The sequence below is a fragment of the Paenarthrobacter sp. 10L412 genome (assembly GCF_056395565.1).
Window position 1 is genome coordinate 219,751 of record NZ_JBFTJT010000010.1, and the last position, 17,798, is coordinate 237,548.

At 61.2% G+C, this 17,798-nt stretch carries 15 protein-coding genes; 4 read left to right on the forward strand and 11 right to left on the reverse strand.

What is annotated here, in order from left to right:
* The first annotated feature begins 4 nt into the window (after positions 1-4).
* Together AC1DD7_RS15670 and AC1DD7_RS15675 are read left to right on the forward strand one after the other, a co-directional pair.
* The gene (locus AC1DD7_RS15670) at positions 5-1,012 is read left to right on the forward strand and encodes an alpha/beta hydrolase (RefSeq protein WP_477515708.1); all 1,008 of its coding nucleotides are present in this window, start codon (positions 5-7) and stop codon (positions 1,010-1,012) included.
* On the forward strand, positions 1,009-2,082 hold the full coding sequence (locus AC1DD7_RS15675) for an alpha/beta hydrolase (RefSeq protein WP_431115338.1): 1,074 nt from the start codon (positions 1,009-1,011) through the stop codon (positions 2,080-2,082). The genes AC1DD7_RS15670 and AC1DD7_RS15675 overlap by 4 nt, the downstream gene beginning before the upstream one ends.
* Positions 2,083-2,097: 15 nt before the next feature.
* Here the strand turns inward: AC1DD7_RS15675 and AC1DD7_RS15680 are convergent, their stop codons facing one another.
* The 3 genes from AC1DD7_RS15680 to leuA form a co-directional block, all read right to left on the reverse strand.
* Complete coding sequence (locus AC1DD7_RS15680; RefSeq protein ID WP_431120233.1) at positions 2,098-2,922, reverse strand: isoprenyl transferase; 825 nt, start codon at positions 2,920-2,922, stop codon at positions 2,098-2,100.
* 2 nt (positions 2,923-2,924) lie between these two features.
* Positions 2,925-3,695, reverse strand: a complete 771-nt coding sequence (gene recO, locus AC1DD7_RS15685) for a DNA repair protein RecO (protein WP_431115339.1) — start codon at positions 3,693-3,695, stop codon at positions 2,925-2,927.
* A gap of 71 nt (positions 3,696-3,766) precedes the next feature.
* Complete coding sequence (leuA, locus tag AC1DD7_RS15690) at positions 3,767-5,506, reverse strand: 2-isopropylmalate synthase (protein WP_431115340.1); 1,740 nt, start codon at positions 5,504-5,506, stop codon at positions 3,767-3,769.
* A 251-nt stretch (positions 5,507-5,757) separates the two neighbouring features.
* Between leuA and AC1DD7_RS15695 the strand changes: the two genes are divergently transcribed.
* On the forward strand, positions 5,758-7,710 hold the full coding sequence (locus AC1DD7_RS15695) for a M13 family metallopeptidase (protein WP_477515709.1): 1,953 nt from the start codon (positions 5,758-5,760) through the stop codon (positions 7,708-7,710).
* A 96-nt stretch (positions 7,711-7,806) separates the two neighbouring features.
* Here the strand turns inward: AC1DD7_RS15695 and AC1DD7_RS15700 are convergent, their stop codons facing one another.
* The 5 genes from AC1DD7_RS15700 to AC1DD7_RS15720 form a co-directional block, all read right to left on the reverse strand.
* The gene (locus AC1DD7_RS15700; protein ID WP_477515710.1) at positions 7,807-9,378 is read right to left on the reverse strand and encodes an LCP family protein; all 1,572 of its coding nucleotides are present in this window, start codon (positions 9,376-9,378) and stop codon (positions 7,807-7,809) included.
* 104 nt (positions 9,379-9,482) lie between these two features.
* Positions 9,483-10,478: a GTPase Era gene (era, locus tag AC1DD7_RS15705; RefSeq protein ID WP_431115343.1), complete on the reverse strand. Its 996-nt coding sequence runs from the start codon at positions 10,476-10,478 to the stop codon at positions 9,483-9,485.
* Positions 10,429-11,760: a hemolysin family protein gene (locus AC1DD7_RS15710; RefSeq protein ID WP_477515711.1), complete on the reverse strand. Its 1,332-nt coding sequence runs from the start codon at positions 11,758-11,760 to the stop codon at positions 10,429-10,431. Before AC1DD7_RS15710 ends, era begins: the two co-directional genes overlap by 50 nt.
* The gene (gene ybeY, locus AC1DD7_RS15715) at positions 11,757-12,230 is read right to left on the reverse strand and encodes an rRNA maturation RNase YbeY (RefSeq protein ID WP_224090475.1); all 474 of its coding nucleotides are present in this window, start codon (positions 12,228-12,230) and stop codon (positions 11,757-11,759) included. Before ybeY ends, AC1DD7_RS15710 begins: the two co-directional genes overlap by 4 nt.
* Positions 12,227-13,312, reverse strand: coding sequence for a PhoH family protein (locus AC1DD7_RS15720; RefSeq protein WP_223946156.1), 1,086 nt, complete (start codon positions 13,310-13,312; stop codon positions 12,227-12,229). The genes ybeY and AC1DD7_RS15720 overlap by 4 nt, the downstream gene beginning before the upstream one ends.
* 431 nt (positions 13,313-13,743) lie before the next feature.
* Between AC1DD7_RS15720 and AC1DD7_RS15725 the strand changes: the two genes are divergently transcribed.
* Complete coding sequence (locus tag AC1DD7_RS15725) at positions 13,744-14,616, forward strand: GerMN domain-containing protein (RefSeq protein ID WP_477515712.1); 873 nt, start codon at positions 13,744-13,746, stop codon at positions 14,614-14,616.
* A gap of 45 nt (positions 14,617-14,661) precedes the next feature.
* On the opposite strand, the gene AC1DD7_RS15730 is transcribed toward AC1DD7_RS15725, so the two are convergent.
* Genes AC1DD7_RS15730 through hrcA form a run of 3 tightly spaced genes read right to left on the reverse strand, consistent with a single transcriptional unit; the run spans position 14,662 to position 17,624 of the window.
* The gene (locus AC1DD7_RS15730) at positions 14,662-15,435 is read right to left on the reverse strand and encodes a 16S rRNA (uracil(1498)-N(3))-methyltransferase (RefSeq protein WP_477515713.1); all 774 of its coding nucleotides are present in this window, start codon (positions 15,433-15,435) and stop codon (positions 14,662-14,664) included.
* A 2-nt stretch (positions 15,436-15,437) separates the two neighbouring features.
* Complete coding sequence (dnaJ, locus tag AC1DD7_RS15735) at positions 15,438-16,565, reverse strand: molecular chaperone DnaJ (protein ID WP_477515714.1); 1,128 nt, start codon at positions 16,563-16,565, stop codon at positions 15,438-15,440.
* A 51-nt stretch (positions 16,566-16,616) separates the two neighbouring features.
* Positions 16,617-17,624: a heat-inducible transcriptional repressor HrcA gene (gene hrcA / locus AC1DD7_RS15740; protein ID WP_216925592.1), complete on the reverse strand. Its 1,008-nt coding sequence runs from the start codon at positions 17,622-17,624 to the stop codon at positions 16,617-16,619.
* Positions 17,625-17,798: the final 174 nt, after the last annotated feature.

Sequence of the window (17,798 nt, forward strand, 5' to 3'; positions counted from 1 at the left end):
AGGCATGGATTGGTCGACCGACATACTGGGAATGGGCTTCCAGTCATGCGCCTTGGACGTGGAAGGACCTGACGGTGTGGTGCGCCGTGCAACCTTGGTCCGTCACCGGCCGGAGTCGACCACTCAGGAGGGCCAGGCAACGCACGGCGCATTGCTGTTCCTGCATGGCTGGAGCGACTACTTCTTCAACGTGGAACTTGCCAGGTTTTGGGCAGGGCACGGGTACGAATTCTATGCATTGGACATGCACAACCATGGAAGGAGCCTGACCTCAGGTTCGCCGGGTGGATACGTGGCCAACCTTGGCGACTACGACGCCGAAATCAGCCGAGCCCTCGAGGTCATCCACAGCGACAGCCTGGGACCTCGCCGGAACGGCGTGGCCATGATGGGCCATTCCACCGGAGGCCTCATCGCAGCATTGTGGACGAGCAAGCACCCGGGCCAGGTGCAACACCTGATACTCAACAGTCCTTGGCTCGAAATGCATGGCAACTCGATTGTCAGGCGCGCCGCACAAGTCATGGTGGGACCCATTGCCAGAGTCCGCCCCGAGATGGTCTTAAGGCTGCCGGAGCGTGGATTCTACTTCCGTAGCATCAGCAATACCGCCGAAGGCGAATGGCCGCTGGATGAAAAGTACCGGCCACCCCTTGCCTTTCCCGTCAGGGCCGGTTGGCTTAGCGCCGTCCTGGCCGGCCACTCACAGGTTGCACGCGGCCTGGACCTGGACATCCCGGTCCTGGTTCTGACATCGGCCGCCAGCGCCAACGGAATGGTGTGGCAGGAGTCCATGCGGCGTTCGGATGCTGTACTGGACGTCAGCATCATCGCACTGCGTGCCATGGCCTTGGGCCGCAGCGTGACTCTGGAAAGAGTGGATGGCGGGCTGCATGATGTCTTCCTGTCCGCACCCAACGTCCGGGCAGATGCCTACGCGAGGCTTTCACGATGGATTCGCGGGTACATGGAAAGTGACTTGCCGCAGGTACGGCAGGAAGGGGACGCATGACCACCACTGAAGAGTCGGTATCTCTGTGGCAACCGGACATCCTGGGCGCCGGATACGAACGCCTGGAACTCCCCCTGTCTCCTGACGAGGAGGGCGCGGTCAAAGCAACACTCGTCCGGCATGCCCCGCCAGTCACAGCCGCAACTCCTCACGGCATCCTTGATTTCTTCTCCACCTTCACGCAACGCAGGCGACGTACGGCGTCCATGGATCCCACGGGGGCGCCACGAGTGGTTCTCTACCTGCACGGTTGGGCTGACTACTTCCTCCAGACCGAACTCGCCGAGTACCTGACGGCGTCAGGCTTTCATTTCTACGCGCTGGATCTTCGGAAATTTGGACGGAGCCTGCTACCCGGTCAGACGCCCGGATACACCACCGACCTGGCTGTCTACGACGAAGACATCGAAGCAGCCTTGCTGGAGATCGAACGGGACGTTGTGGCCAGGACCAACAGTCCAGCGTCGCCAACCATTCACATGCTCGCGCACTCCTTGGGCGGCCTGATTGCTTCTTTATGGGCGGACCGCCATCCAGGCAGGATCGGGACACTTGTCCTGAATTCGCCATGGTTGGAGCTCCAGGGCAGCAGCCTGATTCGCAGCATCGCCATGCACCTGGTGGAGCCCTTCGCGCGAACCGACCCCAAGCGTCCGTTCAGGTTTCCCGAGATGCCTGCCTACTGGGAGAGCGTCAGCAGCCAAGCCCACGGCGAGTGGCCGCTGGATCCCGTCTGGCGTCCGCGCGGCTCATTCCCCATCCGCGCTGGTTGGACAAAGGCAGTGCTTGCCGGCCACAAAGCGGTAGAGCGAAAACTCAACATCGATGCCCCCGTTTTGGTCCTTTTATCGGGCCGGACGCGGATCCAGGCCGAATGGACGTCGGACCTCATGAGGGCCGATGCCGTGATCGACGTCGAGGAGACATCCCGGCGCGCGTTGGGCCTGGGCAGGAGAACGGCTGTGTTCCGCTACCCGGGGGCGCTGCACGACATCTTCTTGTCGCGGAGGACCATCCGCCACCAGGCGTACCGTGATGTGTCGGTCTGGCTTTCGTCTTACCCGTATTGAAGTAGCAGACCCATGCTAGTTTCCGGCTGGCGCTGCGTCGACTGCCCCACCGTAGCGGCGATCCCGCTTGGCATAGATCTCGACGGCGTCCCAGAGTGTGCGCCTGTCGACGTCAGGCCACAACGTGTCCATGAAGACGAATTCGGCGTATGCGGACTGCCACAGCAGGAAGTTTGACAACCTCTGCTCCCCGGAACTGCGCAGGAAGAGGTCCACGTCGGGGAGGTCCGGCTCGTCCAGGTACTTCTGGATGGTCTTTTCCGTCACCGATCCCGGCTTGAGGCGCCCGGCGGCAACGTCCTCAGCTATGGCCGAGACGGCGTCGGCGATTTCTGCCCGGCCGCCGTAATTAACACACATGGTCAACGTGCAGGTGTCGTTGGCCTTGGTGAATTCTTCGGCCTCTTCAAGCTCACGGATCACCGAGCCCCAGAGCCGGGGCCGTCGACCGGCCCAGCGGATCCGGACTCCCCATTCATCGAGTTGGTTCCGTTGGCGACGTAGCACATCCTTGTTAAATCCCATCAGGAAGCGGACTTCCTCTGGGGATCGGCGCCAATTTTCGGTGGAAAACGCATACACGCTGACGTATTTGATGCCTAGTTCAATGGCTCCGGCCATAACGTCCAGCAGTGCCGGCTCGCCGGCCTTGTGCCCCTCAATTCGCGGCAGTCCCCGCTGGTTGGCCCAACGTCCATTGCCATCCATGACAATCGCTACATGCTGCGGAATAAGTTCACTCGGAATGGTGGGCGGAACGGCACCTGAAGGATGTCCGTAGGGGGCCACTACGGGCGAAGTCCGCGCCCGGGTTGTCTTGCTTTTCTTTCCAAGTGCCACAGTCAGCTTCGCTCCACGTGTTTGAGTGATTTCAAGGCGCGTTCCAAATGCCATTGCAGGTAACTGGCCACCAGTCCGGCCGCTTCGCGTCGATGCCGCGAATCCGAGGCGTCAGCGACGCTCCAATCCCCGGTCAGGAGGGCTCCGAGCAACAGCACGGTTTCCGGCGCCGGAGCCGGCGAGCCGGGCGGGCGGCAATCGCCACACACCATACCCCCCAGTGGCGCGGCAAAGGCCGTGTGCAGGCCGGGCCTGCCGCACCGGGCGCAATCAGTAAAGCTCGGCGCCCATCCGCCAGTGGCCAACGCGCGCAGGAGATAGGAGTCCAGAATAAGTTCCGGAGCATGGTCCGAGCGGCTGAGCGCTGCCAAGGCACCTACCAGGAGGTTGTACTGGGCGGTGCCCGATTCAGCGTCCGCGTCCGTAAGCTTCTCGGCCGTCTCTGTCATGGCAGCAGCTACAGTAAAGCGGCCATAGTCCGCTGCAATGCTGCTCCCATAGGCGCCTTTGGCAACAGCCTGGGTGACGATATCCAGAGTCCGGCCGGAGATGAGCTGCAAGTCCGCCACCATGAACGGTTCCAGCCGGGCGCCGAAACGGCTGGTGGTCCTCCGCACACCTTTTGCGACCGCACGTACTTGCCCGTGATGCTTGGTCAGCAGGGTAATAATCCGATCTGCCTCGCCCAACTTATGGGTGCGGAGCACAACGGCATCGTCCCGGTAGGACCGTGCTGCAAATGAGGAGGGATTGGCCACAACTAATCTTCGCACTAAGCCAGTGTCCAAGGAGGACCACAAGCCCGTGTGGTGACGGTATTTCCCGTCACCACACGGTCCAGGCGTTAGGCCCGGGCGTCCCGAACTGCCCGGTTTACGGCAGAGATGAGTGCCTTGAGTGAGGAAGTGGTGGTGCTGGGGTCGATTCCCACGCCCCAGAGGACACGTTCGCCCACCGCGCATTCAACATAAGCAGCCGCGCTTGCGCTGCCACCCTCTGACAATGCATGTTCGCTGTAGTCGAGCACACGGACATCAACGCCGTCGTGGTGCAGGATGTCCAGGAGCGCGGCGATTGGGCCGTTACCATGGCCGGTCCTGCGCACCTCTACGCCATCGATCCGCAGGTTTGCGTTCATGGTCATGGCGCCGGTCTCATCCGTTTCGGTGCTTACGCTGCCCAAGGAGTACCGGCCCCACTGGGCTTGTTCCTCATCGGAGGGCAGGTATTCATCCTGGAAGATCTGCCAGAGCTGTGCCCCGCTGACCTCGCCACCAACAGCATCTGTCCGGCGCTGGATGACGCCGGAGAATTCAATCTGGGCGCGCCGCGGCAGGTCGAGATTGTGCTCGTTCTTCAGCAGGTATGCCACGCCGCCCTTGCCGGACTGCGAGTTGACCCGGATAACAGCTTCATAGCTTCGGCCCAGGTCCTTGGGATCAATAGGCAGGTACGGAACCTGCCAGGTGAAGTCGTCCACGGGTACGCCTGCCGCGGCAGCATCCTTCTCGAGTGCTTCGAAGCCCTTCTTGATGGCGTCCTGGTGCGAGCCGGAAAAGGCAGTGAAGACGAGGTCGCCGCCATAGGGCGAACGTTCGGGAACCGGCAACTGGTTGCAGTACTCGACCGTGCGGCGGATCTCGTCGATGTCAGAGAAGTCGATCATGGGGTCCACGCCCTGGACAAACATGTTCAGGCCCAGGGTGACGAGGTCAACGTTTCCTGTGCGCTCACCATTGCCGAACAGGCAGCCCTCAATGCGGTCTGCTCCAGCCAGGTAGCCGAGTTCCGCGGCAGCAACGCCGGTACCACGATCGTTGTGCGGGTGCAGTGAAATGATGATGCCGTCGCGGGGATGCAGATTGCGGTGCATCCACTCGATGGAGTCGGCATAGACGTTGGGAGTTGCCATCTCCACCGTGGCCGGCAGGTTGATAATGACCTGCTTGTCCGCTGATGCTTCAAAAACATCTGCAATCGCATTGCAAACGCGGGCTGCATACTCCAGCTCGGTTCCGGTGAACGACTCCGGAGAGTACTCGTAGGTGATGTGGGTATCGGTCAGCGTCTCTTCATACTTCTTGCAGAGGCGGGCACCCTGCAGGGCGATATCAAGGATGCCGTCCTCGTCCTGGTTGAAGACAACCCGGCGCTGCAGCACAGAAGTGGAGTTATACAGGTGCACGATCGCCTGCTTGGCACCCACCAAGGACTCGTAAGTCCGTTCAATCAGGTGTTCACGCGCCTGGGTGAGGACCTGAATAGTGACATCGTCCGGAATGTGGCCGCCTTCGATCAGCTGCCGAACGAAATCAAAGTCGGTCTGGGATGCGGAGGGAAACCCAACCTCGATCTCCTTGTATCCCATGTTGACCAGCAGCTGGAACATCTTCAGCTTGCGCGCCGGGCTCATGGGATCGATCAGCGCCTGGTTACCATCGCGCAGGTCCACTGCACACCAGCGTGGGGCCTTGGTGATGACTTTGTCCGGCCAAGTACGATCCGGAACTTCGACAGTGATCTGGTCCTGGAACGGCAGGTAGCGGTGAATCGGCATACCGGAGGGCTTTTGTGCATTACGCATGTCGTGTTGGCCTTTTCTCTAAGATCTAAATGAAAGCTTAGCCGGGCACAACTAAACTCCGCGGCGAGGGTGGCCCAGCTTTCAGATAGCTTTCAGGCCTCGCCGCGGCAGCTAAGAAGAAGCATTCCCGCACGCACAAGTTCACAGTAACACGGTGCGTATGATGACATTGCAACACCTCATGCAACGTCCACTATGCAGACGCAGCGACGGTGGCAACGCCGGCTGCAGCGTCCATTCAAGGAGCCACAGTGCCACAGTCGGGGATCACTCTTTCCAACATCGATCACAGCGTCCGGCCGCAGGACGATCTCTACCAGCACGTCAACGGTGCATGGCTGAACAGCACGACGATCCCTGACGACCGCCCGCTGGAAGGCACGTTCACCGCTTTGCGGGACGAGGCAGAATTGGCTGTCAAGGCGATCATCGAGGAAGCCGCGAACAAGGGAGCATCAGCCTCCGGCATCGAACAGAAGGTCGGCGGGCTTTACGCGAGCTTCATGGATGAGGCCGCGGCAGAGGCGAAGGGACTCGAACCCTTGCAGGAGCGACTGGAGGAAGTCCGGTCAGTGGGTTCGGCAGATGAGTTTGCGGCGTTACTGGGCCGGCTGTTCCGGTGCGACGTGTCCGGTTTGTTCTCCATCTACCCGGCACCCGACGCCGGCAACCCGGAGCGGATTCTTCTTTACATCGGCCAAGGCGGCCTCGGCCTCCCGGACGAGTCCTACTATCGCGATGAAAAGTTTGCGCCGATTGTGGCCGCCTACGGTGAATACGTCGCCAAGTTGTTCCGCCTCGCCGGAGTTGCAGACGCAGAAGCCGCGGCTGGCCGCATCGTTGCCTTGGAAAAGGCCCTCGCATCCCACCACTGGGACAACGTCACCCTTCGGGATCCCCAAAAGACATACAACTTGAAAACGGCGGAAGAAGCAGCGAAGCTGTTCCCCCTGTTGGATACCTGGTTTGAGGCTGGCCGCGTCGATGCCGGCAAACGCGGCGAGATCGTGGTCAGCACGCCGGACTTCTTTGCCGGCGCGGCAGCGCTTCTGGAATCGGAACCCCTTGCCGTCTGGAAGGAATGGCTGACCCTGAGGGTGCTCAGCTCTGCGGCGCCTTACCTGTCCTCGGAGTTTGTGGACACGAACTTCGACTTCTACGGGACCACACTCAGTGGCACACCACAGAACAAGGAGCGCTGGAAGCGCGGCGTGGCCGTCGTCGAGGCAGCACTCGGCGAGGCAGTGGGCCAAATCTACGTGGAGCGCCATTTCCCCGAGGGCCACAAGGCCAGGATGCAAACCCTCGTGGCCAATCTGATCGAGGCCTACCGGGAAAGCATTTCTTCCCTTGAGTGGATGGGTGAGGACACAAAGGCCGAAGCTCTTAAGAAGCTGGACGCGTTCCGCCCCAAGATTGGTTTCCCTGAGAAGTGGATCGACTACTCCGCCGTTGAGATCGACCCCAATGACCTCTTGGGTAACGTTGAGCGGGCCCACGACGCCGACGTCGATCGCCACCTGGATGAAATCGGCAAGCCGGTGGACTTGGACCAGTGGCTCATGACGCCACAGACCGTGAACGCCTACTACCACCCGATGCTGAACGAAATCGTGTTCCCCGCCGCTATCCTCCAGCCCCCGTTCTTCACGGCAGAAGCAGACGACGCCGTGAACTACGGTGGCATTGGTGCTGTGATCGGACATGAGATCGGCCATGGATTCGATGACCAGGGATCCCAATTCGACGGAAGCGGAGCCCTCCGCAATTGGTGGACGGAAGAGGACAGGACGGCCTTCGAAGCCCGCACGGCAAAGTTGGTTGCCCAATTCGACGCCCTATCCCCCTACGCGGCACCTGACCACAAGGTCAACGGCAAACTGACGCTGGGTGAGAACATCGGTGACCTGGGCGGACTCACCATTGCGTACAAGGCCTACCTGCTCAGCCTCGATGGTGCCGAGCCCGAGGTCCTGGATGGTTTCACCGGCCAGCAACGGTTCTTCATGTCCTGGGCTGCCGGCTGGCGCCAGGTGATCCGGGCCGAGGAAGCGATCCGCAGGCTTGCTACCGATCCACACTCCCCCAACGAGTTCCGCACCAATGCGATTGCCCGGAACCTCGACGCCTTCCACGAAACATTCCAGGTCAACGATCAAGACCGGATGTGGATGGCACCTGAGGACAGAGTCAGCATCTGGTAAAGCCACTACGAAGAATGGCCGGGCCCCGTGTGTGAACCGGGGTCCGGCCATTCGTCTTTGGTCCTGCCTTTGCCGCCAACTGCGCTGCGCTGACTGCTATTGGGTGATGTAGAGCGGGTTCACCTGTTGGCAGACTGCTTCTTTGGCCGTCTGGTTGACAACATCGGGCGGAACCGATGCCGCCCCGTAGGCTGTCCCCGTTGCGAAGTCCGTACCCACGTAGAGCTGCACGCCCGAAACTCCCCGGGCTTGCTGAACCTGTGCCGCCGGGATGCCGAACAGCGTGGCAACGTCCGTAGCAACATCAGCGAAGTCCGGACCGTAGTAGACCACAGTCTTCTCCACTGGGCTTGCCAAATATGACACTGACTGTGTAAATCCATTGCCGGTCAGGGTCGCCAGGATTTCCTGTGCCCTGGTCCCAACTCCGCTGCCGTTGGCGACTGCCACTGGCTGGATGGCTTTGTTATAAGCCGGGACTGAAGGGGCAGCGGTGGTAGGCGCCGCCGAAGGTGTTCCGTCCCCGGGCGCTGTTGGAGCCGGGCTCGAGGTTGCTCCGGGATTTGTCAGGTCCAGATCGGCGCGAAGGGCCGCGAAGAGCTGTGATGCCTGGGGCTCAACGAGTTCCAACCGGTTGGGGTCCAAGGCGGCCGGCTGGGTGGGGACGGCGACAAACGCGACCTTGGAGACATCAATGTCCTTCAGCCTTCCACCAATCGTCAACAGCGATGGCACGGACGCCAACCCCTCATCGACGGTGAGGTTTTGCGTGACGACGTCAGCGATCTGGAGGAGCCTTTGCGGATTGCCGAGCGTGCCGTCGGCCTTCAGCTTCCGCGTCAGTGATGAAAGAAATGCCTGCTGGCCCTTGATTCGACCGAGGTCGCCACCGTCGCCGAAGGCATGCCGGGTACGCAGGAATGCCAGGGCCTGCTCGCCTTCGACCTGGGAGTTGCCCTTCGCCAAACGAAGATGAGAGTCGGGATCAAAGACGGGATCACTGACACAAACATCCACTCCACCGACAGCCTTGGAGAGTTCCTTCACCGCGTTGAAGTCCGCCATCATGAAGTGATCAATTTCCAGGCCAGTGAGCTTGTTGATCGTGTCCACAGCGCAGCCGATTCCGGCTTCTGCCATGGCTTCGTTGATCATCACGCCGCTCCGCGCCGGGAACGTCTGGTTGTTGGTATGGTCCGTACACTGGGGCACATCAACCAGGAGGTCACGTGGGAAACTCATGACGCTGACCCGTTTATTGTCCGCAGAAATGTCCAGCAACATCATGACATCCGAGTGGCCGTAGCCCGTCGAATCGTCCGCATTGCCATACTGGGAGTTTTTCCCATCGCGGGTATCCGAGCCGAGGATAAGGATCTGCAGGCGGTCCGACTTGTCATTGACCACGGCGTCACTGCTATCGCGCGATTCGGCCGCCGATAGCGGGGCCTTGGTGATGTTGGTCTGTAGACGGATGAACCAGAAGGCTGCAAACGCAACGCCGGCAACGAGAGCCACCGACACGAGGCCAGTGACAATCTTCAGCCACAAAGGGAGCCCCTTGGGCGCGTTCATGTGGCGCGGAGTTCCCTCGGGGTCCTCCCCATGGCGCGCCGCATCGGCAGCAGCGGTGCCGGGGCCCAGCGGGCGGGCGTCACGACGTCGCACTATTCGGTTACCTTTCCTCAAACACGTGGATCCCCGCAATCATAGTGGCCGATTCTGGGAAGTTCCTTATCGAGCCCAAGCCACGCCGGTGCGGTGACGCCGGGTCAGAACCCGAGTTTTACCAATTGCTTGGGATCCCGCTGCCAGTCTTTGGCAACCTTGACATGCAGATCCAGGTAGATCCTGGTTCCCAAGAGCGTCTCGATTCCCTTACGCGCGTTGGTTCCGACTTCCCGCAGCCTGCTGCCACCCTTACCGATGATGATGGCTTTTTGGGAAGGCCGCTCCACGTAAAGATTGACGCGGACGTCCAGCAAGGGATTGTCCTCCGTACGTCCTTCACGGGGCACTATTTCCTCAACGACGACGGCAAGGGAGTGGGGAAGTTCATCCCGAACACCTTCGAGGGCCGCTTCGCGGATGAGTTCAGCAATCATGACGGCCTCGGGCTCGTCGGTCAGCTCGCCATCCGGGTAAAGGGGCGGCGACGACGGCATGTGCCCGATAAGTACGTCGGCAACAGTGGATACCTGGAAACCATCGGCGGCAGAAACGGGAACAATGTCCGCCCAGCCTTGTTCTCCGAGGACTTCACGGCCCAAAGCAGCGACGGCGAGCAACTGTTCCGTCAGTGCCTGCCGGTCCACCAAGTCAGTCTTAGTCACAATGGCAACAATGGGCTTGCGGCCCACGGCAGCCAGCTGAGCGGCGATGTACTTATCGCCGGGACCGATTTTCTCATTGGCCGGCAAGCAGAAGCCGATAGCGTCCACCTCGGACAACGTGTCAGCCACGAGGTCGTTGAGCCGCTTTCCCAAAAGCGTGCGAGGCCGGTGGAGGCCGGGGGTATCAACCAGGATCAGTTGTGCGTCCTCGCGGTGGACGATGCCACGGATCGTGTGGCGGGTGGTCTGCGGCTTGGCCGATGTAATGGCCACCTTCTGCCCCACCAACGCATTTGTCAGCGTGGACTTACCCGCGTTGGGGCGGCCAACGAGGACCGAGAATCCGGCGTGGAAGCCACCGAAATCGTCATCGGCGTCGAACTTCTTATTTTGCTTGCTCACGTGGAACTCCCTGTTGCGTTGTGTCGGCCTCATCGAGAAGGTCTTCAAAGTCAGTGTCTTCCTTTGGCATGGCTGCCGCAATGATGTGGCTGACCCGGTTTCGGCGACCCTCAAGCCTATCTGCCTTTAGCGACACACCGTTCACTTCAACGGAGCTTCCGACGATCGGAACCTGGCCAAGAGCCTTGGCCAGCAGGCCGCCAACGGTGTCCACTTCGTCGTCATCGAGGTCGATATCGAACAGCTCCCCGAGGTCATCAATGCTCATGCGGGCACTGACACGGTAGGTTCCGTCGCCGAGGTCCACCGCTTCTTCCGCAGCAGAATCGTACTCGTCAACGATCTCTCCTACGATTTCCTCGATGAGATCCTCCAAAGTCACCAGGCCCGCGGTGCCGCCGTACTCATCGATAACGATGGCTACGTGGGTGGATTCCTTCTGCAGTTCCTTCAAGAGGTCGCTCACGGGCTTGGATTCCGGGACGTACCGAACATCCCGGGCGAGAGAATCGACGTCGTGCGGCTGCAGTCCAAGTTCGCCGCGATGCATCGCCGCAGCAACATCCTTGAGGTAGAGAATGCCGCGGATCTGGTCCGTGTTCTCGCCAATGACCGGTATCCGCGAGTAGCCGGAGCGGAGGAAAAGGGCCATGGCCGCTTCGAGGTCCGAGCCCGTCCCGATGCTGACGATGTCCGTGCGCGGAACCATGACCGAGCGAACCAAGGTATCGCCGAAGTCAAAGACCGAGTGGATGAGCTCTGCCTCGTTGTCTTCGATCATGTCCGATTCCGCCGCGCGGTCGACGAACTCGCGGAATTCTTCCTCGCTGACAAACGCGTCATCACCTGCGGGGGCTCCGGGCGCGACGGCGCTCCCCAACGCGACAAGCCAGCCGGGAATCGGTCCCAGGATCCAGCAGAGGAACCTGATCAGCGGCGCGGTAAACCGCACGATGGGACCGGAATGCGCGCGTCCCAACTGCCGGGGCGAGACGCCAACCAAGACGAATCCGATGACAGCCATGGTGCCGGTCGCCGCCAGGCCGGCAAGCCACACGTTGTCCAGAAAACTGTGCATGACGACAGCGACGGCGACCGCTGCCGCCATCTCGAACCACACACGCCAGAACCGCAGGGCACGCATATGAGCGATGGGCTTCTTGAGGATGCTCCCCAAGGCCTTGCCCTTGCTGCGGACTACCGATTGTTCAGCTTCGTGCCGGGGCAGGAAATTGAACGCAGCCTCAGCTGCGGTCAGCAAGGCAACGAAACTGAGGAAAACCAGCGCCATGCCGACCAGGATGAGCGAGGTCACTGCATGGTCTCCATGGGGGCATCCTTGCCCAGGAACTCAGACAGCAACTCACGCTGCAAACCGAACATTTCTTCCTTTTCCTCCGGTTCAGCATGGTCGAAACCAAGCAGGTGGAGGATGCCGTGCGTGGCGAGCAACAGCATTTCGTCCTGGGTGGTGTGTCCGGCGTTCCGCGCCTGCACCTCGGCCACCTGGGGACATATGGCAATGTCTCCGAGCATTCCCTGCGGTGTCGGCTTGTCGGGCGTGCCCGGCGTCAACTCATCCATGGGCACCGAGAGCACATCCGTGGCTCCTGGTTCGTCCATGAGCTCGATGTGCAGCTTCTCCATGGCGGGTTCATCCACCAGGAGGATTGACAGCTCAGCCTGCGGATGGATGTAGAGGCGCTCGAAGATGAACCGCGACAATGTCACCAGTTGGGCTTCGTCCACCTCCACGCCGGATTCGTTGTTGATTTCAATGCTCATTTTCGTTCTCCACGTTTGTGATGTGTGCCGGCAGCCCCATCCGTACGGTGCGCGTCATCCCACCTGCTGTAGGCGGAGACGATGTCTGCAACCAAACGGTGCCGGACGACGTCCGCAGCCTCCAGGATGGAGAAATTGACGTCGTCGATCCCACTGAGGATTTCCCGTACGATCCGTAGTCCGGAGGTGGAGCCAAAAGGCAGGTCGATCTGTGTTACGTCTCCCGTTACGACCATCTTGGAACCGAATCCGAGGCGGGTCAGGAACATCTTCATTTGTTCAGGAGTGGTGTTCTGGGCCTCGTCCAGGATGATGAAGGCGTCGTTGAGCGTCCGTCCACGCATGTAGGCCAACGGTGCGACCTCAATGGTGCCGGCGGCCATCAGCCGGGGAATGGACTCGGGATCCATCATGTCGTGCAAGGCGTCGTAAAGCGGCCGCAGGTAGGGATCGATTTTGTCGCTCAGCGTTCCCGGCAGGAAGCCCAGCCGCTCCCCCGCCTCAACAGCGGGCCGGGTCAGGATGATCCGGCTTACTTCCTTGAGTTGGAGGGCCTGAACGGCCTTGGCCATGGCGAGGTAGGTCTTGCCAGTACCTGCCGGGCCAATACCGAAGATCACCGTGTTCGCATCGATGGCATCCACATAGTTCTTCTGGTTCAAGGTCTTGGGCCGGATGGTTTTGCCACGGCTCGAGAGAATGTTGTGGGTGAGGACATCCACGGGATTCTGGACTGACTGTGTCCTCAGGAGGGAAACGAGCTGCTGCAGGACATCCGGGGTAACGACCGTTCCCCTGGCCACCAGTCCGCGGACCTCCTCAAGAAGGCGCATGATACGCGGTATGACCGTGGACGGACCGGACATGGACAATTCATTGCCGCGAACGTGGAAATTGACGTCCGGGAACTGCTCCTCGATGTAGCGCAAGGCTTCGTCATGGCTGCCCAATGAGTGAACCATCTGATCGGAGTTGTCGAACGTGACGATTTCCGTGCGCGTGCCCGGTAAGGTGTGCGGGAACTCGGTGGTGGCTGGGTTCCCGTTTCCGGTCCGCAGCCGCCCATTCAGGGATTCACTCATAGTGGTGGCCGTACGGCCTCTTCTCCTCCGGTCGGATCACAGTTGGTCCATCGTTTCGACAACGGGACTGGCTCAACCGCCAGGCCATATGCCGGAATGCCTTCAATCCTACGCCAGCCCGGCAGACCACGGGCGTTCGCCCGCGCATCCTCCCGTATCTTCCCCGCGGGGCCATCCGTCGGCTGCGACATTTTGTCTCAACTCGGCATCAAGCGGGTATCAATCCTGTTTCAGTTGCCGCCAGTACCCGCAAACCCGGCCAGCCGCCGTCGACGATATGCCAAGCTGGCAGAGCGGGTAGTCAGACTACGCGCGTTCGACGGGCCGGCGACAACCACCGGCCACCAAGGCAAGGAACCCCCATCGCGCAGTCAGTAAGACATCAGCCCGGCGGGCGAAAGCGGAAAAAGTCCGCCGTCGCAGCGCCTGCGATGCTTGCTGTCCTTTTGTTGACCGGCTGTATCGCCAACGGTGGACCCACGCAAGCTACCTCCAGTGCGCCGCCAGTCAGCGTCCAGGAAGCTCCGGCCAGCAATGCTCCCCTGGAGACCACCCAGGCGTCCACTAAGATCCCGGTCTACTGGATTGGGCGGAGCAAGGAAGATGTGTACCTGTATCGCGAATTCAGGGACATCTCCGGCGATGGAAACCCGGTCACCACGGCGCTGCGCATCATGATGGCCGAAAAGCCGCTGGACCACGACTTCTTCACCCCGTGGCAAGACCCCGGCAGCCTGGCAACATCCATCTCGGGCAAGAACGTGATCACCGTTGATATTTCCCGGGATGCCTTCAACTCCAACCTTGATGCGGGCATGGCGCAACGGGCTGTACAGCAGCTGGTTTACACGGCCACGGCAGCAGCCTCGTCGTCAGGCCTGATCAACTCCGGGCAGCAAATCCAAGTGGTCATCCTGGTTGACGGTCACACGGATTTCATGGCATTCGGCCAGGTGCGGCTCGGTCAACCGATGGCCAGGGATGCTTCCTTGGTGGCGCCACTATGGATCATCGATCCGCAGGAGGACACCTCCCTGCCCGCCGGCGCCGTTAAGTTCAATGGCCGCAGCACTGACAGCTCCAAGCCGGTCAGCTGGCAGATCCTCCGGGACAACGGCAATGGCGAAAAGGCCAGCCTCCTGACCGGCCAGACAAAAGCCACAGGAGAACCGGGACAATTCGGCGTCTTCTCGTTCAGCGCGACCCTGAAACCAGGGAAATACGAATTGCGTGTGTCCCAGGTTCAGGACTCCGGGCAAGCAGACACCTCCACCACGGATACGCGGCTTTTCAGCGTCGGCTAGAGCCGGCGTCCGTTAGGGACGACGCCGGCTCGCAGGCCACACGGCCTACCAGCGGCCCAGGACGTCGGAGGCGAGTACGACGGCGGCGGGTCCCGCCGTCGAGGACCTCAGCACGTGGTGGCCCAAGAGAGCCGTGACCGCCCCGGCGTCGCTGAGGCGGGTTACCTCGCGCGGCGAGATGCCACCTTCGGGCCCTACGATCAAGAGGACTTCACGCGGCGAATCCAGCCCGCGGCCTTCAGCCACGATGGGCGCTTCAAGGACGGTCCGCAAAGGGTTCTTGGCGTCCTCGTGAAGGATCACGGCCAGGTCCGCGGCAGCAACAGCCTTTGCCAAAGCCGCGGAATCCAGAATAGGACGCACCTCCGGTATCCATGCCCGGCGGGCCTGCTTCGCCGCGGCAGTGACCACAGACTGCCACTTCGCGTGGGCCTTCGCAGCGCGATCCCCCTTCCAGCGGACGATGGATCGCTCAGCCTGCCATGGGATAACTGCGTCTATGCCCAGTTCGGTGGCCGTCTCAATGGCCAACTCGTCGCGGTCACCCTTGGCCAATGCTTGGACAAGGACCAAACGTACGTCCGGCTGGTCTTCGAAAATCACACCGGAGGCCATGACGGACAAACTTCCAGGGCCGACCTCTGCCACCGTGCCTGTCAGGCGGGCTCCTGCGCCATCGGCAATGTCCACGGCTTCACCGACAGTGAGCCTCTTCACCGTAACGGCATGCCGGGCTTCTGCACCGTCGATGACGAACAACGCGCCCGGCTCAACACCGTCCAGGCTCCCGGCAGGCGTGAAGAAAACGGGGTTGCTCACCGCTACAGGTTACCGAGCTTGTCCCGCAGCTTGGCGAACATGCCGCCGCTGGCCACGAGTTTGCCTTCGCTGAACTGCTCGCCGCGCAACTTGGCAAGCTGCTGCAGGAGCTCTTCCTGTGCCGGATCCAGCTTGACCGGTGTCTCAACGTGCAGGTGCACCTTGAGATCGCCGCGACCGTAGCCCCTGAGGTGGGTAATCCCCAAACCGCGAAGCGTGATGACCTCGCCGGACTGGGTGCCAGCCTTGACGTCGATCTCCTGGGGCCCGTCGAAAGTTTCCAGGCTCAGTTCCGTACCCAAGGCTGCTGCCGTCATGGGAACGCTCAAAGTAGCGTGCAGATCGTCGCCTTCGCGGATGTAGGTGGAGTCACTGTTGACGCGGATTTCTACATAGAGGTCACCGGCAGGTCCGCCTGCCGGTCCCGCTTCGCCCTGTCCGGAGAGCTGGATCCGCGTCCCTGTGGCAACGCCGGCAGGTACCTTGATGGTGAGGGACCGGCGGCTGCGGATGCGGCCCTGCCCGTTGCACTCGTTGCAGGGATCCTTGATGACCGTACCGAAGCCCTCGCAGGAACCACATGGTGCGGTGGTCATGACCTGGCCCAAGATGGATCGAACGGCCCGCTGGACTTGGCCACTGCCGCCACAAATGTCACACCGCTCCGGGTGCGTGCCTGGCCGGCAGCAGCTGCCATCGCACGTCGGGCAGACGACGGCCGTGTCAACTTCAAGCTTCTTGTTGACACCAAACACGGCATCCTTGAGGTCGATGCGGACGCTGATCAGCGCGTCCTGGCCCCTGCGAACACGGGAGGCCGGACCAGCGTGCCCGCCGCCACCGCCGAAGAAGGTATCGAAGATGTCCTGGAACGCGAAGCCCTGGCCGGAGTAGCCACCACCGAAACCGTTGTCAGTGCCGTTCTCGTTACCGGTGGCATCGTAGACGCGACGCTTTTGGGGGTCGGACAGCACTTCGTAAGCATGCGTCACGGCCTTGAACTGCTCCGCGACGTCCTCCCCCGGGTTGACGTCCGGGTGAAGCTTGCGCGCCAACTTGCGGTACGCCTTTTTGATCTCTTCCCCGGTGGCTTCCGGCGAGACTCCCAAAACGTCATAGTGGCTGCTCAAAGTCGGTATCTCTTCCTTGTTGTTACTGCGATTCTTATCTCGGGCCTGGCGTCAGCCGCCGAGAATGCGGGAAAGGTAGCGGGCCACGGCGCGCACGGCAGCCATGGTGGTGGGATAGTCCATCCGGGTTGGTCCGAGGATTCCCACCTTGGCACCGGAGCCGTACCCCGTTGCCACGACCGATGCTTCTGCCAGGCCGTCATAGGGATTCTCGCGCCCGATGCTCACTGTCACGCCGCGGGGATCATCACCCATGTCCGACAACAACCGGAGCATGACAACTTGTTCCTCAAGGGCTTCCAGCACTGGCCCGATACTCAACGGGAAATCCACGTTTGAGCGCGCAAGGTTGGCTGTTCCGGCCATGACTATACGCTCTTCACGGCTGGTGTCACTCAGGGCCTGGAGACCATGGGCAAGGTGCTGCGCGAGCCCACGAAGGTCCGGCGGACACAACGCAACCACGGACGGCAACACTTGCGGCAGCAGTGCCAGTTGCGTCCCCGCGATGCTGCCAAGGAACCGGGAACGCAGGGCCATCAAGGCCTCGTTGCTTACATCGGAACCGGCCTCGATGACCTTCTGGCCAACGCTTCCGGTATCTGCGATGAGCACCACGAGCACCTGCTTTGGCGCCAGGAGGACAAATTCGACGTGCCGGACCAGGGCCCGGTTGGAGTGCGGGTACTGAACGACGGCGACCTGGTTGGTCAGTTGCGACAGGAGCCTGACTGTGCGCTCAAGGATGTCATCGAGGTCGTCCGGCCCTTCAAGGAGCGAGTGGATGGCTCGACGCTCCGCGGCTGACAACGGCTTGACCTGCGAGATGCGGTCCACGAACAGGCGATAGCCTTTGTCCGTGGGGATGCGGCCTGCGCTGGTATGCGGCGCTGCGATGAGGCCTTCTTCTTCCAGTACGGCCATATCGTTGCGGATGGTGGCGCTGGAAACGCCGAGATGATGCCGCTCCACAAGTGCCTTGGATCCAACAGGCTCGCGTGAATGCACATAATCCTCAACGATTGCGCGCAGTACTTCAAGCTTGCGTGGCTCACTCATTGCAACACCTCCTGACGACTGTCCCGGCCTTTCTCGGACGGATAAATAGCACTCACTTAGCACTCAACATGCCCAAGTGCTAACAAGTCTAGTATGAGCCAGCACGTTGCTAGCATTGAAACCGCCCGCGGGAGTTATTCCCAGCACAACCAGCGCAACCAGCAAAAAGGGGTA